Genomic DNA, 23,176 nt, shown 5'->3' on the forward strand with positions numbered 1-23,176 from the left:
GCACGACGGCACCGTGCAACTGGCCGTCCTGCGTCAGCGGATAGGCCAGCCGCACATGGCGCAGCTCGTCGCGGCGCACCGCGCCTTCGCGGGTGCGCAGCGACTCGGTGGCGATCTCGGCCAGGTAGGCCATGTCGCGGCCCGCCGGCCAGGTGGCCACGGGCGCAAAGCTGTCGTCGCTCTGGCGCAGCAGCAGCAGCCCGGCACGCGCCTGCGTGAGCGCGCTGGCCAGCACCTGCAGCCAGGCGCCCATCCAGGCGCCCGCATGGCCGGCCTGGGCCAGCGCCTGCCACGGGTCGGCCGGCGCAGCAGCGCCCGGCAGAGGCATCGCCCCGCCGACCGGCGGCCGGCCGGCGGGCTCGGCCGCCTCGGCGCCGGCCGCGGCGTCGCGCGTGGTCGGGATCACGGATTGGCCAGCAGCGCGTCCAGCGCCAGCAAGTCCGGCTCACTCAACTGACCGGCCGCCGCCTTGAGCTGCAGGCCCGCGATCAGCGTCTGGTAGCGGGCGGCCGACAGGTCGCGCCGCGTGGCATAGAGCTGCTGCTCGGCATTGAGCACGTCGATGCGGTTGCGCAGGCCCACTTCCAGCCCGCGGCGGGTGGAGGTCAGCTGCGTCTGCCCGGACTGCTCCGCCTGCGTCAGCGCCCGCGAGAGCGCCAGGCCCGACTGCACGCCCAGCTGCGCCTGCCGCGCATCCAGCCGCGCCTGGCGGCGCGCGTCCTCCAGCTCCTGCTCGGCGCGGCGCAGGTTGGCCGCGGCCTCGCGGGCGCGGGAGCTGATGGCGCCGCCCTGGTAGATCGGCAGCGACAGCTCCAGCCCGATGCTGGCCTGGCGCACCGTGTTGCGGCCCAGGCTGGTGAAGTTGGCGTTGCGGTTCTCGCCCACGCTGGCGACCAGGTCGAGCGCCGGCTGGTGGCCGGCCTCGCGGGCGGCCACCTCGCGCTCGGCGATGTCGCGCGTGAGCTGCGCGGCCGACACCTGCAGCGATTCGTTGGGTGCGCGCTCGACCCAGTCGCGCGCCTGCTCGGCCGGCACGCGGTCGATGGCCGCCTGCGGCCCCAGCGGCGCGAGCGGCGGCAGCTCGCGGTTGATGGACTTCTCCAGCGTGCGGCGCTTGACCTCCAGCTCGTTGGCGGCCGCCACTTCCTGCGCCACCGTCAGGTCGTAGCGCGATTGGGCCTCGTTGACGTCGGTGATGGGCACCACGCCCACCTCCAGGCTCTTCTGCGCCTGGGCCAGTTGCTGCGAGAACGAGTCCTTCTGCGCCTGCAGCGTCTGCAGTGCGTCCTGCGCCTGCAGCACCTCGAAGTAGCCCTTGGCCACGCGCAGCAGCAGCTCCTGCTCGGCAATGCGCAGCTGCTGCTGGGCCAGTGCCGACTGCAGCTCGCCTTGCTTGGCCGCCGCCCAGTTGGCGGGCCGGTACAGCGGCTGCGACGCCTGCAGCGTGACGCCGCTGGAGCTGTAATCGCGTCCACCCACGTAGGTGCTGGAATGCTCGTCGTTCTCGCGCACGTTGGCATTCAGGCCCACGCTGGGCAGCAGCCCCGCGCGGCCCTGCACCGCCTTCTCGGCTCCGGCCGCGGCTGCCTCGCGGGCAGCGGCCCACTGCGCATCGTTCTCACGGGCGAGCTGCAGCAGCTCGCCCAGAGTGGCGGCCGGCACGGAGCCGGCACACAGAGCCAGCGGCAGCAGCCAGGCATGGCGGGCGCGGCGCAGGGAATTCGGCATCGTCGGCATGGCGGACCTCCTCACTTCAAGGGGCCGTAGCGGCCCTCGTATTGCGACACGAGCCGACCCAGCAGCTCCGACAGCCGCTTGGCGGCAAAGGGGCTCATCACGATGCGGTGCGTGAGCTCGATCTCCACCTCCGCCGCCATGCGGTCCCAGTTGTTGTTCATGCCGAAGTTCAGCACGACCTCCTCCTGCGTGGAGTTGGCGTTGGCGAAGTTGACGTACGAGCTCTTGAGCCCGTCGACCTTCCACTGGATGCGTGGATTGGCGCCATCGGCGGCGGGCGGTGTGTCCTGGGGTTCCATGGGTTGCTTCTCCTCGGAAATGGGTTCGTTCTGTCGATGGCGGGATGCGCTCGGCCGCTCAGAGGCGGATGCGCCAGTCCTGCGCAGGCGGTGGTGTGTCGCCGGATTCGAGCCAGCGGCCCATCCAGCCTCCGGCGGTGCGCAGCGCCGCCTCGGGCGCGATGCCCGGTCGGGAGAGGCTCACCACCGGAGCGGCGGCGTCGGCGGTCGATGCGAGGCCCGCGGCGCCCGCGCGCCGACGCCGCACCGGCAGCACGCCGGCCATCAGCGACAGACCGCCGACGCCGCCCAGCCAGGAGGCCCAGGCCGGGTCGCCCTCGGGGTCGAGCGTGAACTGGCGGCGCTCCAGCGGCAGACCGGTATCGCCAGCCGGCACCGGCATCGCGGCGGCAGCCACCGTCGGGGTCGCTGCGTCGGCGCCGGCATCGCCGGTACGCACGGCAGCGGGCGCGCCGATGACGAAGCGGGCGCGGAAGTCGCCACCCGGCCGGCCGTCGAAGTCGCCGTCCAGTGCCCGGCCCTGCAGGTCGACCAGGCCACCCGGACCGGTGCGGATGACCAGCACATAGGTGCCGGCCGCCAGTGCCCCGCCATCGGCCACGAAGACGAAGCCGGCGCCGTCGGGATCGGGCACCAGCCGGCCCGGGATGCTGCGGCCCTCGTGCAGCAGTTGCACCGCGGCCGGGCGCAGCGGCCCCGCGCCGCCGGCCGCCAGCGCGCGCCAGTCCAGCGGCTGGTTCAGCCGCAGGTGCGGGCCTGCCGGCGTGACCACGACCTGGCGGATCTGCATGGGCGCAGATGGATCGGCCGGGGCCGGCGCAGGCCGCAGCAGGTCGCTGAGGCGGCCCATCGTCGGCCGGTCGGCGGGGCGGCCGCTCTCGATCACCACGAAGCCGCTGGCCTGCGGATGGGACTGGCTGCCGGTATGCGCCGTCTGCGCCAGCATGGTGACGCGGCCGTCGCTGCGCCACTGGCCCAGGCCGTCGAGGGGCCGGGCCGGCAGGCCGAGCACCGGCTCGGGCGTGCGGGCACCGGGCGGCTGCGCGGCAGGCCCCGCCACCGGCGCCAGGAAGATCTGCGATGCGGGCGTGCCAAAGGGCAGCACGGGCGCAGGCACAGGCGCAAGCGGCACGCCCGGCGCCGGGACGGGTACCACGGCCGGCACCGGTGCCGGCGCCACAGGTGGCTGCGCGACCGGAGGCTGGACCACCGGTGGCTGCACGACAGGCGGCTGCGTCACGGGCGGCTCCGAAGGCGGTGGCGGCGGGGGCGGAGGCGGCGGAGGGGGAGGCGGTGGCGGTGGTGGCGGCGGCGCCTGCACCGCCCGCACCGTGATGCTCACGGTGGCCGGGCCGCTGGCCAGGTCGCCGTCGCTGACGGTGTAGGTGAAGCTGTCGCTGCCGCTGAAGCCCTCGGCCGGCGTATAGCGCACGATGCCGCCCTCCAGCAGCACGAGGCGGCCGTTGGCCGGATTGGCGGCCAGTGTCACCACCAGCGCGCTGCCCTCGGCATCGCTGTCGTTGGCACGCACGTCGATCAGCACCGACTGGCCGGCGTCGACGGTGGCCTGGTCGGCGCGGGCCACCGGCGCCGTGTTGGGCGCGCGCACGGCCACGGTCAGTGCCGTGGCCTGCCAGCGCCCATCGGCATCGACCGCGCTGACCAGCACGGTGCGGCCCGGGTTGGCCGTGTCGTAGACATGCGTGCTGCCCACGGCCGTGCCGGGCAGGCGACTGCTGCTGCCGTCGCCCCAGTCGATCAGCCATTCGGTGACCGTGTCCACCCCATCGGCATAGCTGAAGGCGAGCGCATAGGGCTGGCCCTGCAGCACCGTCGACTCGCCCTGCGCACGCACGGTAGGCGCGACGTTGTCGACGGCGACCTGGAAGCGGCGGCTGGCGGTGGCGCCGGCGGTGTCGGCCACCTGCACCTCGAAGTCCTGCACCGCCGGGCCGTTGCCGGCCTGCCAGCGCAGCACGCCCTGGGCGTCCACGGTGGCGCCCTGGGGGCCGGTGACCAGGCGCCAAGCCAGCGCATCGCCATCGGCATCGGTGGCGCGCAGCGCGAGCTGCAGCGGCTGGCCTTCGGCCACCCGCTGGTCGGGCACGGCATCGAGCACCGGCGCCCGGTTGGCGGCGCGCACCTGCACCGCCACCGGCGCGGCGGCCCAGTCACCGTCGGCATCACGCGCAGTCACCTGGATCTGGCGGCTGCCGGTGTCGGCATAGACGTGCGTGGCACCGCGCAGGCCGCCTTCCAGCGTGCTGCGGCTGCCGTCGCCCCAGTCGATGAGCCACTGGGTGGGCACGTCGGCCGGGTCGCTGTAGGCCAGCGTGAGGGCGTAGTCCTGCCCGGCCACCGCGAGCGCCGCGCCGCTGGCGCGCACCTGTGGCGCCACGTTGTCGACGGTGACATCGAAGCTGCGGCTGGCGCGCAGGCCGGCCGGGTCGCTGACACGCACGATGAAGCGCTGCGTGGCGGGGCCGTTGCCGGCCGTCCAGCGGATGGCGCCGGTGGCGGCGTCGATGCTGGCGCCGTCGGGCGCGGCCTCGAAGCTGTAGCTCAGCACGTCGCCGTCCACGTCGCTGCCGCGGGCCGAGATGGCCAGCACCGCGCCCTCGGCCAGGCGCGCGTCGGCCAGGGCCTCCAGCAGCGGCGCGTCGTTGACCGGGCGCACCGTCAGGCGCACCGTGGCCGCCGCGCTGGTGAACTCGCCGTCGCTCACGGTGTAGGTGAAGCTGTCGGCGCCGTTGTAGTCGGCCGTGGGCGTGTACTGCACGCGACCATCGGCCAGCACCTGCAGGCTGCCGTGCGCCGGGCCGCTGACGATGGCCACCGTGAGCGGCCCGCCCTCGGCATCGCGGTCGTTGGCCAGCACGGCCACGGCCAGGGGCGTGTCTTCGTCGGTGGCGGCCGTGTCGTCCACCGCCACGGGGGCGGTGTTGACGGCCTGCACCGTCACGGTGACGGTCACCGCCTCGCTCAGCAGGAAGCCGTCGGAGGCGCGGTAGCTGAAGCGGGTGCTGCCGGTGAAGCCGGCGGCCGGCGTGTAGACGACGCGGCCCTGGTCCAGCACCACGGTGCCCTGCCCCGCCGGCGGCTGCGTGAGCGAGACGATCGCCAGCGCGTCGCCGTTGGCGTCGCTGTCGTTGCCCAGCACGTCGATGGTGACGGCGCGGCCGGCCACCGTGGTGGCGGTGTCGGCCTGGGCCACCGGCGCGAGGTTCACGGTCTCGACCTGGATGTCCACCCGGGTCAGTGCGCCCGGCGTGATGCCGTCGGTGGCGCGGTACAGGAAGAAGTCCTGGCCGGTGTAATCCGCATTGGGCACGTAGGTCAGCACACCGTCCACGCCGAGCACCAGGCTGCCGTGGGCGGGCGCGCCCACCACCGCCAGGCTCATCGGATCGCCGTCCGGGTCCACGTCGTTGGCCAGCACGTCGATGCGCACGGCCTGGCCCCGGGCGGTACTGGCGCGGTCGCCCACGCTCTGCGGTGCACGGTTGCCGTCCACCACGAAGCCGACGTTGTCCACCTTCACCTGGCTGCCCAGGCTGCCGAAGCCCAGCAGGTCGAAGGCCAGTTGCACTTCGCGCCGGTCGGTGATGGCCGAGACGTCGATGCGCACCTGCAGCGTGCCGCTGCCGGCCGGCAGCTGGGCCAGGGGCTGGTTGTCGAAGGTGACGCCCTGCGCACTGTAGATGCGGCCGTTGGCCTGGATGTTGATGAGCGCATCGGTGCGGGTCAGGCCGATGCCGCCCAGTACCGACAGGCCCGTCGCCGCATCCACCAGCGCCACCTCGAAGGCGTCGCCGATGTCGCCGGCCAGCGCTTCCAGGTTCACGCCCACCAGATCGAAGCTGAGGAAGCGCGCACCGGCCGGCACGCGAAAGTTCTGCGTCAGCCGGGCGTTGACGCGCGCGTCCTCGCCCAGCGTGGCCACGCCGCCGGTGAAGGCGACATTGCCGCGCGTGGTCCAGTCGGCGGCGCTGTCGAAGGCGCCGTTGGCCACGCCGGTGGCCAACAGCGCATCGGCGGCGCCGGTGCCGGCCGAGTCGTGCAGTTGCAGGTCGGCGGCCGTGGGCAGGCGGCGCTCACCCAGGGGCAGCGTGCCGGCCATGATGCTGGCGCTGGCCCCCTGCTGGCGCTCCTGCGCATGGCCCAGGCCCAGCACATGGCCGAACTCGTGCGTCAGCAGGCTGAGCAGGTCCTCCCGGCCCGCGGCCGGGCCGGTGCCGGCCCAGAAGCGGGTGGGATCGGTGGTGGCGCTGAACTCGGCACTGTCGGCCGGCGTGCCGTCGACGAACCAGCCGCGGCCGGCCGCGTCGTCGTCCACATAGACCGTGGCGCTGCCGTCGGCGGCGCGCACGGTGTAGCCCAGCACGTCGGGCCCCAGGTTGGTCACGGTCACGCGCACGCTGTCCAGGGCGGCGGTGTCGACGCCGGTGGCAGCCCAGGCCGCGCGGGCCTGCGCCGCCAGCGCGGCGATCTGCCCCTCGGGCACCGTATGGCTGGCGATGGGCTGCGAGGCCAGGCCCTGCTGTTCCACCGTGGCCGCCTGCAGGCGGAACACGATGCCGCCCACGCCGCCGTCGTCGTCTTCGACCGTCACGGTCACCGACTGCGACCCGCCGAAGGCATGGCTGACCCGGGCGCCCGCATTCGAGATACGCGTGCCGTCGCTGAACACCCAGGTGTAGGTGTGCGTGTCCAGCGTGCCGGGGTCGCTGACGGTGGCGACGAAGTCGAAGCCGTTGGCACCCGGCGTGGCTGCGACGGTAACCGTCGGCGCCACGTTCTGCACCGCGAAGCGCACCACGCTGGTCTGCCGCGTCGAATAGCTGATGCCGGCGTCGCTGTACTGGTAGCTGACCTTGGCGTCGTAGTAGTCGAGCTGCGTGCCCGGCCGGTCGTCGCGGTAGACATGCTCCAGCTTGACCGTGCTGTCGGGCGCCACCACCACGTCGCGGGTGAAGGTGCCGTCGTCCCAGTCCACCGTCACGGTGAAGGTGCCGGCGAAAGCGGCCGAGGACGGCCGGCCCCGCACCAGGATGTAGACCGTGTCGCCCTCGTTGTAGGGCTGGGCCTCGATCACGCGGATCAGATCGATGATCTCCTGCTTCACCGGCGGCTGGGGCGGCGCGGGCGGGGCAGGCGGCGCCGGTGGAGCCGGCGGCCCGGGAGGCGGCGGCGCGGGCGGCTCCGGCGCCGGAGGCGGGCCGGGTGGCGGCGGCGGAGGCGGTGGTACCGGCGGCTGCGGCGGTGCCGGCGGCTGGGGCGGGCCGGGCGGCGCGGGAGGCTGATCCGGCGGTGGTGGCGGCGGCGGATTGCGGCCCGGCTCTTCCGGCGGGGGTGGCGGCGGCTCCTCCGTCACCAGCAGCAGGCGCGCCTGCGCCTTGCCTTCTCCGGTGTCGTCGTCGGTCACGGTCACCCGCACCGTGTAGCTCCCCCCGATGTTCTGCGCCGGCAGCACGATGTCCTGCTTGTCCTGCTGCGTCGCGGTGAAGACCACGCTGCCGTCGGAGGCCACCAGCTCCCACTTGTAGGTGAAGGTGTCGGCCTTGCCCGGATCGTCCACACCGGCGAAGAAGTACAGCGGCTGGCCCACGGTGCCGAGCACGTCGCCGCTGAGCTGGACCAGCGGCGCCACGTTGTTCACCGTGAGCTGCGTCTCGGCCGTCACCGGCGCGGTGCTGCCCGCGGGCATGTCGTCGTCGCGCAGGCTGACCTTGATCTTCAGCGTGTCGCGGGGTGTGGCGGTGGGGTTGTCGTCCAGGAACTCGCGATCGACGCTGTAGCGCGTCTGGCCCGCGGCGATGCTGAACTGCTGCTTGATGCCATCGCCCCAGTCGATCTCGCCGGTGAAGCTGTCGCGCTTGCCGGGGTCGGTCACGGTGATCGTCAGCGTGGCCTTCTCGCCCTCCTGGATGCTGGCGGACGAGACCTTGGCCTCGATCTCCGGCCGGACGTTGAGCACGCGGATGCCGGCCTCGGTCTTGCCGGTGGCCAGGCCGGTGTCGTCGTCCTTGAGCTCGACCTGCACCTTGACGTCGTCGCCGTCGGTGCCCGTCGGGTCGTCGTCGTCGAAGGGAATCTCGACCGAGAAGCTGCCCACGCCGTCGGCGAAGGTCACCGTGCCCTCGTAGCTCTGGCCGCCGCGCTTGACCACCACGGTGTGGGTGTCCTTCTTGCCGGCATCGGTGAAGCTGCCGCGCAGCACGGCCTTGTCGCCTTCCTTGACCTCCGCCTTGTCGAAAGCCAACTCGGTGATCACCGGCGGCACGTTGACCACGGTGACCTGGCCGCTGCGCTCGCCCTTCAAGCCGTCGTCGTCGCGCACGCTCACGCGGATGGTGCGCACGTCCTGCGGTGTACCGGTGGCCGGGTCGTCGTCCACGATCAGCCGCTTGGCGCTGAAGCTGCCGGGCGCGTTGGGGCCGGTGGGCTTGGTGAAGTCGGTGACCGTCGTCTTCGTGCCGTCGCCCCAGTCGATCTCGATCACGTAGTCGTCGCGGTCCTGCGCCGGGTCGGTGAAGGTGCCACTCACGGTGAGCTCTTCACCCTCCTTGACGCGCACGCTGTCGAAGACCAGCGGCGAGACGGTGGGCGCCACGTCGTTCACGGTGAGCTTGGCGCGGGCGTTGTTCACGCCGATCACGTTGGTGGCGCTGGCCGAGACGGTGACGGTGTCGCTGGACGTGGCGGTGGGGTTGTCGTCCAGATACTCGCGCTCGAAGGTGTAGCTGCTGGTGCCCGCCGCCACCGTCACCTTCTGCGGCGGCGTCGTGCCGTCGCCCCAGTCGAAGGTCAGTTCCACCGGCTTGGTCGGATCCTCCGGCGCGAAGCTCACGACCGCACGGGCCTTGCCCCCTTCGTTGATCGCCGCCTGGTCGAGCTTGACCTCCAGGCCCTTAGAGAAGCGCACGTCGTCCAGGAAGAAGAACTGGCTGACCAGCGTGTTCAGCGTGCCGATGCCCGTGACCGTGGCCACCGCGTTGGCGGTCGTGTCCCAGAAGTCGACGCCGACGTCCTGCTCCATGTTGTCCACGGACAGCGTCAGCGTGGCCACCTTGCCCTTGAAGCGTTCGGGCACCACGAAGCTGTAGCCGATGCGCTTCATGAAGCTGGGCTCCAGCACCGTCGACTCGGACCAGTCGGCGATGCCGTCGGCCTTCAGCGAGATCGTCACCTTGGCGCTGGGCGAGAGCATGGCCGGCGCAAAGATGTTGAAGCTCACCAGCGGCTCGTCGGTGGGCACCAGCAGGCGGTTGTGGGTGATGCTGTCGAGGTTGACCAGCGACTTCATCGCCTTGTCGATGGCCTCGGGGATCTTGCCGTCGGGGAAGAAGGCGCCCACCAGCGTGCGCAGGATCTGCCCGCCGCCCATCATCAGCGCGTAGTTGCTGTTCTCGCCGAGGAAGGTCTTGAGCAGGACGTCCAGGTTCTCCTTCAGGAAGTCCTTGAGCTTGGACACGCCGGCCGGGTCGATGGACTTGTCGGAGCCCTGGATCTTGAAGGCCTGGTCAGGCTTGGGAATGGTGCCCGTCAGGTCGTTGCCCAGCAGCAGCAGGCTGTCGAGGATGGTCGATATGGCCGAATCGAACTGGTCGAACAGCTTGTCGCTCCAGGCCACCTTGGCCTTGTTCTCCGCCTCCTTCTCGACCCAGGATTCGTACCACTTCTTGTAGCCCGGGGTGCTGCCGTCGTTGGGCGCCTCGGGCAGCTTGAAGGTGTCGGCCTTGGCCTTGTTGACCAGCACGCCCAGGGTGGCGTCCCAGATCTTGTCGAAGACCTTGCCCAGCACTTCCTTGGCCAGGGCCGTCGGGCTGGTCTCCATGACGAACAGGCCGCTCAGGTCCACCGTTCCCAGGTCGCCCAGCGTGAGCCCGAAGCCCGAGCCGCCATGGAAGGACCAGCCCGGCAGCTCGTACGAGAAGGGGAAGCGGTACTTGTCGTCCGCGTCGGTGAGCCGCTTGTAGAGCGACTGCCGCAGCCCGTTCTCGAAGTTGCCGTTGAAGACCGAGGGCACGACCTCGGTGCCCTTGGTCACTTCGGTGTTGTCGTTGGCCGGGTCCGCCGGATCGATGCCGGCGTCCTTGCCGCCCGCGGGTCGCCCATCCAGACCGCCGCCCAGGTCGCTGTAGTAGAAGCCGTTGCCGATGCCTTCCCAGATGCGGCCGTTGTAGGTGCGGTACCAGGGCACATTGGTGAAGTTGAAGCTGGGCAGCTGGAAGGTGGTCAGCGCCATGACGCCCTCGTCCACCACGCGCCGGAAGATCGGCATGTCGGCGAAGCTGAGGATGTCGGTGTCGGCCGTGCCGGCGTACCACTGCCACACGCGGCTGTGCGGGCCGCCCAGGCCGAAGCTGTAGGCGAAGGAGACCGACAGCGGCAGGTTCAGCTTGCCGACCCAGTCGTCCTGGCCGAAGCCGGCCAGGTTGTCCATCTGGATCTGCAGGTCGGTCCCGTCGATGGCGATGCCGTTGGGCGTGGCCGTCACCGCGCGCGAGGCGCCGGTCTCGGTGTCCAGGAACTGGAAGCCGGTGGCCACCGTGCGCGGCGCCTGGTAGTAGTTGTCGAAGAAGCCGACATTGCTCCAGCGCTTGACGTCCGGGTCCTGGAAGTCGGCGTACGGAATGTCCAGCGCAATGCCGAAGCGGGCCGCCCAGGTCAGCACCGCGTCGATGCCCGCGGCCATGCGGTTCAGCGCCACGGCGGCGCCCTGCCCGCCCGGGATCAGCGCCACCGTCACGGCGGTGAGTTCGGTCGCGGTCTTGATGGCCTCCAGCAGCGACTTGATGGGGATGTCCAGCGAGTCCTGCTTGAAGTCGTGCGGGTCCAGCGTGGTCATGTGGATGTTCTTCACATCCGGGTTGCGCACGCCCAGGCGCTGGATGATTTCGCTGTTGACCACCGTGCCGCGGCTGTGGCCGATGAAGTGCAGCGCTGAGCTGAGGATGCCGCCACCAGTGGCCTGATCCAGCTCGACGAGCGAGGCATAGAGCGCATCGGCCGCGGCCTCGGAGAAGCCGGAGTCGCTGATGTCCGACTCCTTCACCCAGTCCGACACCAGCACCACCGCCTTGCCCGCCTGCAGGGCCGAGGCGCCGTAGCGGCGCGTGACCGGGTCCCACCAGCGGCCGGTGTTCTTGTCGTAGTACAGCACCACGCCGCCGCCCGACGCCTCGGCGATCACCGTCGCCAGTTCCTTGAAGGCTTCGGGCTGCTGGAAGGGCGGGTCGGCCAGCTCGGGCGTGGGGATGAACTGGAAGCCGTGGGTGAGCACCGTCACGCTGCTGTAGGTGCCGGTGGAGTCTTCCTTCTCGGTGGTGAAGCGGCTGGCCTCGCGGAAGCTCTCGCCGTTGGCGATCAGCTTGACGCCCCAGTAGTAGTTCTGGCCCGAGGTCATCAGCTTGACGATCTCCAGCGGGATCGTCGCCTGCTCGGTGCCGGCACCGAGCACGTCCGAGGTCCAGATGCGGTTGGGGTTGTTGTCGTCGCCCTTGTAGCTCGGGTCCTTGTCAACGTCCTCGATCCGTGGACGGGGCGCGTCGTCGGGCCACAGGCCCTGGCCCGGCGGCAGCGCGCTCACGAAGACCTGCACCGTGTACTGGCTGGTGCCTAGCGCGAGCGTGTCCACGTCCCACTTGAGCACGATGGGCGCAGTCGCGTCCTGGCCCACGTTGACGGCGCCCTTGGGCTCCAGCAGCGTGAGCGGGTCGTAGGGCTGCACGGTCAGGCCGCGCAGGTTGCGGCTCACCGAAATGCCCGGCAGGTTGATCTGGCTGTCGTAGCCGCCCCCATTGAGCGGCGCATAGTCGATCGGGAAGCGGTGGTAGTTCTTGGCGCCCGGGTTGCTGGCCTCGTTGATGAACTGCTGCACGTCGAACACCAGCACGTCGCCCGGCCCCTTGTAGGTGGCATAGAGCTTGGCGCCGTCCGAGGACAGGGCGAGCTCGGTGGCGAAGGCCAGCGGAATCGGCGTGGTGGCGCCCAGCAGCGTCGGCACGCCGTTGTTCAGGCCGAAGGGGTTCTTGATGATGCCGACCTTGGAGCCCCATTCGTGGGTGTCCATGAACTCCATCATGGCGGCCGGGTCGCCCGCGCCGGTGGAAGGCGGCACGCCCCAGTCGAGCACGAAGGCCCAGTTGAGATCGGGCGTGACCACCACGTCCACCGCGTTGCGGATGTTGAGCTGGTACTTCTGCTGCCCGTTCTCCACCAGCGACAGCGGCACCGAGCCGACGGTGGCGCTGAAGCCGGCCGGGTCGTCGTTGTCCACCTGGATGGTGTGGAAGCCGCCGGTGCTGGGGATGTCCAGGCGCGAGGCGAAGACCATCTTGTCCTTGTCCGAGGTGGCCTTGATGCCGTAGGGCTCCAGGCCACCTTCGATCTCGCCGATCACTTCCCGCCACTGGCGCGGATTGGGCGGCGTCGGGTTGTCCTTGGTCGCCACCGGCCGATCGGCCTCGTCCACGTTGATGACCAGCACCATGCCGGGGTCGCGGCCGCGCTGCGTCCAGGCCTTGGTGCCGCCGAACAGCTCGGTGCCCGGCATGGTCAGGTACAAGCGCGTGCCGTCGGCATTGGTCGCCATGTCGTTGATCTTGCCGCTCAGGTTGTGCGCGCCGATCTCCTCGGCCAGCGGAATCACCTGGACGATCTCGTGCAGCGTGCTCGAACCGGGGTTGATGTCGATCACCACCAGGGCGCCCTGCACCGCCGCATAGAGGTAGCGGCCGTTGGGGTCGAGCGCCAGGGCGGTGGCCGACATGCCGTAGGGCAGCTCGATGTAGTCGAGGGCCTCCGTGTCCGGATTGGCGTCGCGCGGCTGCAGCGTGATGCCGTCGATCACCACGATGGCGCCCCGTTTGTCGCCGGTGGGTGTGACCGCGGCGAACACGCGCGACAGGTCGGGCGTGGCGATGTTGGTCGTCACGCTGCGCTGGAGGTTGATGAAGTCGATGACCTGCTCGGGGCCGCCCGTGGGATCGCCCTTGCGCTGCAGGTCGAGCACCAGCACGCCGTCGCCATAGCTGCCGTCGGGGTTCTGGCCGATCCCGGCCGCGAAGCCGTAGCCGCCGTTGTTCTGGATGCGGAAGGCACTGCTGCTGCGGTAGGCCGTGGTGCTGGCCGGCAGGCCGTCCGGGCCCACCGCCGGCTCCGCCTCGGGCCGGCGCACCGTCACATCGGCCAGGCCAAGCACCACCGTTGCAGGCACCTGCACCACCAGCAGCGTGTCGCTGGAGCCGGTCATGGGCTTGGCCACGATCTCGCGGCCGCCCTGCGCGAACACGACGCGCGTGTCCTTGATGTCGCCGCTGCCCGAAAGGAACTGGCTGCCCTCGATGCGCAGCACGCCGGTGTCCGGGTCATAGACCGGCGGCTTGGCGGCGCTGATCTGCGGCAGCGCCGGATTGGGCTGCGGCGGCGTCGGCATCACGGCGCGGATGCGCGCGTCGGTGCCGCCCTCGGGAATGTCGATGGTGAAGTCGGTCTTCTGGTTGGCGTAGAGCGAATAGGCGTTGATGACCTTGGCCTGCTCCACCAGCGGGAAGGTGATCGTCTTGAGGTAGTACATCAAGCCGATCAGGCTGGTGCCGCCGATGAACAGCAGCGCCGGGTTGAACATCTGCTGCAGGTCGATGGTCAGCCCGCGCACGGGCTTGTTGGCCCGCGCCATCAGGATGTTGCCGTTCTGCGAGAGGCCGGGCCACGGTGGCGAGGTGGTGCGGGCATAGCCGTCCGCGCCCACCTTGCCGTTGTCCACCGGCATCCAGTACTTGCGCATCACGCCGTCGGGCACGTCGGACTCGACCTCGACGAAGAAGTACACCGTCTCGCCGGCCGCCAGGTCGGTGGGCACGGCGATCTGCAGCGGGCCGGTGATGTCCGAGCCGCTGACCTGCAGGTTGAAGGCGGCCGCGAAGTCCATCGCCTCGGGAAGGCGCGCGGCCTCGAAGTCGGCGGCGCTGCGGCTGGTGAGCGTGACCTGCGCACCCTCGGCCAGCTGGCCGGCCGCGAAGGCCACCTGCTGCCCGCTCGCACCCTGCACGATCGCGCCCTGCTTGCCGACCGCGACCGCCTGGCCGTCGGCCGCGACGACCGGCGCCGTCACCTTGACCGGGATCACCTGCTCGGCGCCGCGGTAGATGACGGTGATGGTGGTCTCGCCCGCGCGCAGCGCCACCAGGTGCCCCTCGGCGTCGACGGTGGCGATGGTGGTGTCGCCCACCAGATAGCGGGCGCCGCTGGCCGAGGACTGCACGAAGGTGCCCTCGCCGTTCTGCACCACCATCTGCCGCGGTGCGCCGGGGGTGAGCGCGATGGCGTCCGGATAGGCGTCGATGCCGAAGTAGTAGGCCCGCAGGCCGCTGGCGTCGTCGGGGACGCCCACCGACACGGCCGTGGCGGCGCCGATGCTGCCGCGCGTGGCCACCAGCATGCTGTTGCCGTTGGCGACGGCGCGCAGTTGGCCGCCGCCGAAGAGCGTGGCCACGGCCGCATTGCTGCTGGTCAGCGTGACGTAGTCGGCCGGCAGCAGCACATCCTGCTCGTCCTCGAAGTCGCCGGTGAGGCGGATCGACTGTTGCTCGCCCGCGCGCAGCTTGAGCGCCCGCAGGTCGAAGTCGATGGACAGCAGCTTCGCGTCGCTGACGGTGAAGTTGAGCACCGTGGGCGTGGAAGCCGAGTACCCGTCGTCGGCCACCAGCGTGATGCTCGCGCTGCCGGTGAAGCCGGCTGTGGGCACGAACTGCAGCGTACGGCCATCGCCCGCGATGCGTGCCGTGCCCTGGGTGGCGCCGACCACGCGCAGGCTCAGGCGGTCGTTCTCGGCGTCGTGCAGCAGGCTGGCCACGCTGCGCTCGGCCGCCAGGTCCACATGGGTCTTGAAGGTGGCGGCGTCGATGGTCGGCGCCTGGTTGGCGGCATAGCCCAGGTTGGCATAGAGCAGCTGCGAGTCGGCACTGTCCACGCGGCCATTGCCGTCCACATCGGCGGCGGCGCTGTAGGCGCCGGCCCGGGCCGCGGCCATGGCGTCGGCATCGCGGCCGTCCACGCGGGCATCGCCGTTGATGTCACCCGCCACGAAGAGGCGCAGGCTGTAGGTGCCCGCGCCGCTGCCCGCGACTTCCAGCAGCTTGAGACCCGCGGCATCCACGCGGAACAGGGCCAGGGCCTTGTTGCCTTGAACTTGGGTGAGCACCGGCACCAGGCCGGCGATCTGCGGCAGGGCGGGCGTGAGGCCGTCCTGGCCCGTGACCTCCACGCCCAGCAGCACGGCGCCGCCCGCGGTGGAGCGCACCTCGCTCTCACGCACGCTGAAGGCGTAGCGGTCGGTCTCGCCGGCGGCCAGGCTGCCCGTTCGAGCCGCGGCCAGATAGGCCAGCGCGGCCCCGAGGTCCGCATCCAGCGGCAGCACCTGCGTGCTGGCGCCGTAGCGCACGGCCTCGCCCTGTGCCGCGCCACCACCGGTGGCGCTGCTGGCCAGCATCAGCCGGCCTTCGCCGTCGTAGGCATAGCGGGTGGAGGTGGCGGCGGACAGGTTGCGCGCGCCCACCAACCGACCGCTGGCGTCGTATTCGTAGGTGAAGACGCGGCCGTCCGTGCCCTGCACGGCGGCGATGCGCCCGCCCGCATCCTGGATGAAGTTGAGCGCATCGCCATTGGTGGCGGCGACGCCGCTGTCGGTCACCGTGAGGCGCACGCCGTCGGCATAGACGATGGCCGTCACCTGGCCGCCGCTGCCGTCGCGCTCCAGCGCGAACTCGTAGCGGGTGCCGTCGGGGCCGGTGAGCGTGTACTGCGCCCGCTCGCCCAGCAGACCCGCCGGGTTGTAGGGCTGGCTGCCGTCCTGGGTGTAGAACCGGTCGCTGGCACGCGCCAGCAGTTGCGGCGCCGATGCCAGCTGCCAAGCCACGCCGCTGTCGGCCACCCACTGCGGGCGCCAGACCTGCACCCCGCCCAGCATCTCGGCCACGGGGCGGAAGGTGAAGCCGGCGCGCTCGCCGGTCGGCAGGGTGACGAAGACGCGGGTGCCCAGGCGCAGTGCCGGGTGCAGGCCCTCGGCCTCGCTGCCGCCTGCGGGCAGATCGGTGCCGAAGTCCAGGTCGCGCCAGGCCAGGCGCCAGCCTTCGCCGAAGCTGCCGGCGCGGTCGCTGGCCAGCGAGTCGGCGCGCCGGGTGAAGTCCAGCACATGGCCGGCCAGCGTGGCGCTGAAGTCGGTGTCGCTGCGCAGGTAGCGGCTGGCATCGGCGGCGGCGCGCAGCTCCACGCTGCGCTCGGCCACGCTGCTGCGGCCGGCCACGTCGGTGGCAGTGAGGCGCAGCACATAGGCACCAGCCTCGAAGCCGGCCGGATCGAGCGTGGCCAGGGTGCCGTCGACCACGGCGCTGCCGCTGGCGACGACACGGAAGTCGCTGCTGCCGGCGCGGGCGATGGCCAGTTCCCAGCTCTCCAGATTGCTGTCCTGCACGCTGCCTCGCAGCGCGGTGGACGCGGTGATCTGGCGGCCTGCAAGGCCTTCGTCGAGCGTGACGACGGGCGCCGCGCTGTCCAGCGGATTGCGCACCTTCAGCACGCTGCGCGTGGTGCTGGTGTAGCCGTCCAGGTCGGTGGCGGTGGCCACCAGCTCGTACAGGCCGCTGGCCGGCGGCGTGAAGACCACGCGCCCGCGCGCATCCAGCGCCACGGCGGCGCCATCGATGCTGAGGCTGCGGCTGCCCACGGCCGAGAAGGCATCGGCCAGCACCGTGATGGCCACCTGCTGCCCCGGCACCACCGGGAAGCTGGGCGTGAGCGACACGTTCACGCTCGGCCCCTGCGGCAGCGTGGTGGCGCGCAATGCCAGGCCGCGCTCGGTGACCGACTTGCCGTCGCTCACGCTCACGATGACCAGGTAGTCGCCGGCCTGGCCGGGGCCCGGCCGCCAGACGAACTCGCCGGTCTGCGCATCCAGCGTGGCGCCTTCGGGCAGGCCGCGGGCACCGAAGCGCAGGGTCTCGTTCAGGTCGGGGTCGGTAGCGCCGAGCGTGAAGCGCAGCGTCTCGCCCAGGGCCACCTGATGGTTGGTGAACACCGGCACCGGGGCGCGATTGACGTCGGCGATGGCCACACGCACCGCCAGCTGGCTTTCGGCGCCCGCGCCGTCGCGGGCCACGAAGTTGAGCGTGTAGTCGCCCGCCTGGTCGAACGAAGGCGTCCATTCGAAGCGGCCCGTGGCCGCATCGAAGAAGGCACCGGCCGGCAGCCGGCCTACGGCTGCATAGGCCACGGCGTCGTTGTCCGGATCGCCGGCCACCAGCGTGAACTGCAGCAGTTGGCCTTCCTGCCCGCCCAGCGGCGGGATGCCGACGAGGATGGGCGCGCGGTTGGTGTTGTCCACCGTGACCGAGAAGCGGTCGCTGACGCTGGCGGCGCCGTCCGAGACGGTGACCACGATGTCGCGGTACTCGCCCGCCAGGAAGTAGTTGGGCGACCAGCGCAGCTGGCCCGTGGCCGCGTCCAGCGTGGCGCCCGGCGGCAGGTTGGTGACGCTCCAGGTCAGGGTGTCGCCATCGCTGTCGCTGGCCAGGGCGGCCAGGTCGACGGTCAGCGTGTCGCCCTCGGCCACGCGGCGGTCGCCGATGGGCAGCAGCACCGGCGCGGCATTGGCCGCGCGCACGGTGATGGCCATCTGGGCCTGGTCGCGGTTGCCCTGCGAATCGGTGACGGTGATGCCCACGGTGTGCAGGCCGGCCTGGGCCGCGGTGGGCGTCCAGGTGAAGACCGCCGTGCCGTAGACCACGCCCGGCTCGAGCGTGGCGCCGTCGGGCAGGCCGCTGGCAGCCAGGGTGAGCGCGTCCTGGTCCATGTCGGTGGCGCGCACCGTGAAGGTCAGGGGCTGGCCGATCACGGCCACCTTGGGCCCGATGACAGCCAGCAGCGGCGGCTCGCTCGCGGACTCGGAATTGATGACGAAGGTGCGCGTGGTCGACAGCGCCAGCGCGCTGCCCTGGCCGTCGCCGTCGTCGGTGGCCACCAGCGTGACCACGAAATCGCCGCGGTCGCGCTCGCCGGGGGCGATGCGCAGCATGCCGGTGCCGGCGGTCGCGCCGGGCACGAAGGTGGCGAAGCGCGGCAGGCCGTCGAAGCGGATGGCCAGGGGGTTGCCGTCCGGGTCGGTGATGGCGATCGGCAGCTCCAGCACCTCGCCCTTCTGCACGGTCTGCGTGCCGATCTCGGGCAGCACCGGCGCGCGGTTGGCATTGCGCACCACCACCGGCACGGAGACTTCCGTGGCCAGTGGCTGGCCGGTGCCGTTGCCGTCGTCGGTGGCGCGGAAGCGCAGCACGTAGGTGCCGGCCTGGGCATAGCCGGGCGTCCAGCGCAGCAGCGCGGTCACGGGGTCGAAGCTGGCACCTTCGGGCAGCGACAGGGCCTCGTAGCGCACCGTGGGCGCCGGGTTGCCTTCCAGCTCGACCAGCGTGCCGCCGACGGTGCGGTCGGGCGTCACGTAGCCAGGGTTGTCCGGGTCCAGGGCGAAGGCGCGGAAACTGATGGCCTCGCCCTCCAGCACCGACAGGCCCACCAGGCTGTCGAACACCGGCGCGGCATTGACGTTGGTGACGGTGAAGTCCAGCACCGTCTCGGAACGCACCTTGCCGTCGCTGGCCCAGATGGCCACCTGCCAGCGGCCGGCCTGGGTGTAGCCGGGCGTCCACTCGAAGACGCCCGTGTTCGGGTTCAGGAAGGCACCGGGCGGCAGGTTGGGGCTGCTGAAGCGCAGCGTGTCGCCGTCCAGGTCCTCGGCCTTCAGCGCGATGCGGATCGGGTCGCCCTCGCGCACGGTGCGCGGCGGCACGCCGTCGATCACGGGCGGGGCATTGGCCGGCAGCACCGTGACCTGGAAGCTGCCCACGGTCGTGAGGCGTCCGTCGCTGGCCAGCACGCGCAGGTCGCGGTAGATGCCGGCCTGCTCGTAGGAGGGCAGCCAGGCGATGGTGCGACCCACCGGGTCGAACACCATGCCGGGCGGCAGGCCGTCCATGGCGAAGGCGACGGGGTCGCCGTCGACGTCCAGCGCATCCAGCGGGATCTGCAGCAGCTCGCCCTCGCGCAGGGTGTACTCGGCCTGCAGGCCCTGGATGATGGGCGCGCGGTTGCCACCGGCCACCGTCAGGCCGAAGCTCTGCGTGGCCGAGGCGCCGCGCGCATCCACCACGCGCAGCACCACCTGGGCGGCAGCCGGCGTGCCGGCAGCCGGCGTCCAGCGCAGCAGGCCGCCGTCGTCGATAGTCATGCCCTGGGGGGCGTCCAGCAGCAGGTAGCGCAGGCCCGTGCCGTCGGGGTCGATGGCCTGCACCTGGTGGGTGAAGGCCTCGCCCACCTTGGCCGTGGTCGGCGGCGTGCTCTGGATGATGGGCGCCGCGTTGGCATAGGGCACGGCATAGATGCCGGTGCCCAGCTCGGCCCGCTGGCCGCCGGCGTTGGACAGCGTCACCGTGGTGGCCACGGTGGACTGGCCCGGCGCCAGGCCCGCGCCGGTGAGGCCCAGGTCCAGCAGCCACAGGCCGTTGGAAGAGGTGGCGCCCAGCGGGATGCCGGCGAAGTACTGCGACGGGTCCAGCACCAGCATCAGCGGCGCCTTGAGGTCGAAGCTGCCGATGTTGGTGACGCGCAGGTCGAAGCTGGTGGTGCCGGTGGCACGGTCGGAGCGCGTGGCCTCGAAGTCCAGGCGCACATAGGGCGAGAAGTCGCTCACCGCCAGGAAGCCGGTGGTGAAGGCCTGCTGCATGCCCAGGCCCTGGCTGCTGCGCACGCCCGCCTTGACGGTGAGCACCACGGCGCCGGGGTCCAGGTTGTCCACGCGCAGGATGGCGGTGCGGGTGGCCGCGTCCCAGCGGATGCTTCGGATCGTCTGCGCCTGGCCGTCGCGCGTCAGCGTGTAGCTGTCGGGATTGACCACCGAGCCGGCCGCGGTGGCGCTGTCGGCCTGCATGTCGTGGTCGAAGGTGACGCGGAGCTCGCCCATGGGCAGCGGCACCAGGGCGCCCTCGGCCGGGCTGGTGCGGGCCACCTTGGGCGCCACCAGCGGCGCCACCACGTCCACCTGCCCGCCGTTGGCCACCAGCAGGCGGCCGTCGCGGGTGGTGATCAACTGCTCGGCACCCGGCCCGCCGGTGGCCAGGGCCACGCTGCGCCGGGTGACGGTGTCGACCATGTAGAGGTTGGCGCCGGCATCGCCGACCCGCTTCTTGGACGAGACGAAAAGCAGGCCCTCGAACTGCGTGCCCGGCTGACCGAAGGCGATGGAGTCCAGCGCCGCGTCGAGCTTGAGCTGCGACTGCGCGCGGCCCCTGGCATCGAAGCTCAGCAGTTCGCCGCGCTGTGGCCAGCGGCTGCCCCACAGCTTGCCGTCCGGCGCCACGGCCAGGTCGTCCACCCGCGTGTCGCTGAAGTGCACGAAGCGGCGCGCGACCGGGTCGAAGCGCTCGATGCCGTTGCTGGACGACACGTAGAACACGCCCGCCGCCGCATCGAAGGCCAGCGACTGGGTCAGGCCGTCACCGTAGCGGTTGCGGATCTGGTAGGTGACCGGGTCCAGCTCCAGCAGCGCGCCGCCGCCGGAGGTGGCCCACAGGCCGCCCTGGCCGTCCCAGGCCAGGTCATAGATGGGCGTGTCCAGCGTGGTCAGCGGCGCGAGCGTCCGGCCGCCGTCCTGGTCGAACAGGTAGAGGCTGCCGCGGGTACCGCCGCCGCTCACGATGAACTGGCCATCGGGCCGCTCCAGCAGCGCCAGCGGGCCGATGCCGGCCAGGCTCTGCAGCACACCGGTGCCGAAGGCAGCGCCGGTGAAGGGCGCCAGCACCTGGCTGAAGAGCGAGGGCGAGCTGGGCTGCAGCGCGGGCACGCCGCGCTCGGCCTCGGTGAACAGCGCATTGGTCGACGGCGTGGCCACCGGCGCGGGCGGCTCGCCCACGTCCTCGGTGGTGCCGCCCACGCTGGGCAGATTGCCCAGGTTGGTGGCACTGCCATCGTCGGGCACGCCGGCCGCGGGCGGCTGCTCGCGGTTGCCGGCGTTGTCGGTGGCCAGCGCCAGGAAGGCATAGGTGTGGCCGGCCTCGCCCTCGTACACGCCCTGGGTGTCGGCGGTCTGGCGCTTCCAGATCTTCCAGCCGGTCTCGCTGCCGGCGGTGGTGTCGCGCACGTAGACGGTCACATGCTTGACGCCCGAGCCGCCGGCCTCGTCCACCGCGCTCCAGCGCACGTCGTAGTCGCCGCTGCCGGCCACCAGTTGCGTGGCGGTGAGCGTGGTGACCGGCGCCGCGCCGTCCAGGCGGTGGCGCACGGTGTTGGTCTCCACCGGCGCCTGGTTGTCCATCAGCACCCGGGCCGAGGCCTCGATCGACTCCCCGGTGGCCGCGCCGAAGGCGGTCTTGACCGTCCAGGTGACGAAGCCGGCGCCGCCGCCCTGGGCGGTGTCGGGGGGCAGCAGGCCGTGGGTGGCATCGCGCAGCACCTCGCCCGTCTCGGGGTCGATGGCCTGCAGCAACCAGGTGGCGATGCCGGTGGTGGTGTCGATGCCCGCGCTCACCCGCAGCACGAAGCCGCGCGAGGCCCGCAGGTCGATGTCGGCCTGGTAGTTGGCCCGCTCGCCGGGAATGCTGACCGTGATGTCGCCGATCTTCAGATCACCCAGGCGGAAGCTGCGTGGCGACAGCGCCGGATCGAGCTGGGTGACGATGCGCACCTCGTTGGCCGTGGTCTGCGCCTCGTTGCGGAAGGTGACGGTGTAGGGCAGCGCCGTGCCGGCCGGCACCACGCTGTCGGCGCCCTGGCCCTGCGGCCCGCTGATGGCGGCCGCGCCCTGCTGCTGCGCCGCCTGCTCGAAGTACTGCTGCAGCGTCAGCGGCGTGATGCTGCTGTCGGCGATGACCGAGGCGAAGTCGGGCAGCGCCACGTTGGCATCGAAGCCGAGCCAGGGCGAGAAGACGTTGAAGGCCTGGAAGTAGGTCGGGTGCGACATGCCCAGGTCGAAGTCCTTGGCCTTGGGCACCTCGGGGATCGGGATGGCGTACTCGCCGCACTCGTCGGAGGAGCGCAGGTCCACGCCCGCCAGCGGCGCCTTGGCGCCCGGCGTGTCGCCGTACCACTGGTGCACCTGGGCGAAGAAGGCCGTCAGGCTCGACGGGCTGGCGATGGTGCTGCCGGCGGGCCCGACCAGCACGCCGCTGGCCAGCACCGACATCATGCTCTGCACCTTGGGGTCGCGGCGGATCGGCGGCGCCTCGTCGGCGGGGCGCAGCATGCCGCCCTCTTCCAGCGCGGCCATGTAGGCATTGACCCAGGTGTCGCGGTCGGCCGCCAGGTTGACCAGCGCGGCATTGGGCTTGTTCTTGTTCTGCGGATCGGCATTGGCGGCCAGCAGCGCGGTGCGCAGGCGGATGGCCTGCGCGGCCTGCATGGCCATGAATTCCTCGCGCGTCAGCGGCGTGGCCGAGGCCATGACGTTGAAGCGGAAGGGAATGAACAGGATGGCGCACTTGTCCGGCACCTCGGCCTGCGGGTTGTCGAAGATCTCCTTCAGGTCGCCGGTGAGCGAGGCCACGCCGCCGGCCAGCGCATCGGCCTTGGCCAGGTCGGGGCGCGCGTCGTAGAGCGCCCGCTTGAAGCCCTCGAAGTCGCGGTCGGCCAGCGCCTTCATGCCCGGGTAGGTGGCCACGGTGAAGCTCATGCCCACGTAGCCGCCGGCCGCCACGTCCATGGCGAAGCCGGGGGCGAGCATATAGCCGCCCTGGTTGACCTCGCTGTCCAGGCTGGACCAGCTCACATCGCTGCGGCTGCCGTCGGGCGAGCCGCGCACGTTGGAGTTGAAGGTGACGAAGGGCAGGTCGTACACCTTGGCGTTGTCGCCCATCTCGGGAATGCCGAAGGTGAAGTAGACGTAGGGCGTGTCGACGTTGGTCAGGCTCTGCAGCGAGATGCCGTAAAGCCCCGTCTGCCCCGCGGGCAGCACACGCGGGCCGCCCAGCCCGATGGTCACGTCCGGCTCCATGGCCGTCTCGACCAGGTAGCGGTAGGGCAGCACCGCCGTGCTGCCGTCGGGGTTGGTGACGACCACGTCGTACAGCCCGTGCGGCTGACCGGTGAGATCGAAG

At 71.5% G+C, this 23,176-nt stretch carries 3 protein-coding genes and 1 pseudogene; all 4 read right to left on the reverse strand.

The genetic code is table 11. The features are described from left to right. Positions 1-406, reverse strand: a pseudogene (locus QZ772_RS08785) (hypothetical protein); the annotation flags it as partial. Continuing rightward, complete coding sequence (locus tag QZ772_RS08790) at positions 403-1,737, reverse strand: TolC family outer membrane protein (RefSeq protein ID WP_295524819.1); 1,335 nt, start codon at positions 1,735-1,737, stop codon at positions 403-405. The pseudogene QZ772_RS08785 and the gene QZ772_RS08790, both read right to left, overlap by 4 nt. Positions 1,738-1,748: 11 nt before the next feature. Next, entirely contained in the window at positions 1,749-2,036 is a 288-nt protein-coding gene (locus QZ772_RS08795; protein ID WP_295524820.1) for a DUF3467 domain-containing protein, read from the reverse strand. Positions 2,037-2,094: 58 nt separating this feature from the next. Further along, a complete protein-coding gene (locus QZ772_RS08800; protein WP_295524822.1) occupies positions 2,095-23,139 on the reverse strand; it encodes an Ig-like domain-containing protein in 21,045 nt (7,014 codons plus the stop codon). Positions 23,140-23,176 lie beyond the last annotated feature (37 nt).

Source organism: uncultured Pseudacidovorax sp., assembly GCF_913773995.1.
Lineage (GTDB): Bacteria > Pseudomonadota > Gammaproteobacteria > Burkholderiales > Burkholderiaceae_C > Xenophilus.

Bases quoted from the DNA above. Each gene is read 5' to 3' on its own strand.
- QZ772_RS08790 (WP_295524819.1), bottom strand. From the start codon at position 1,737: ATGCCGACGATGCCGAATTCCCTGCGCCGCGCCCGCCATGCCTGGCTG.
- QZ772_RS08795 (WP_295524820.1), bottom strand. From the start codon at position 2,036: ATGGAACCCCAGGACACACCGCCCGCCGCCGATGGCGCCAATCCACGC.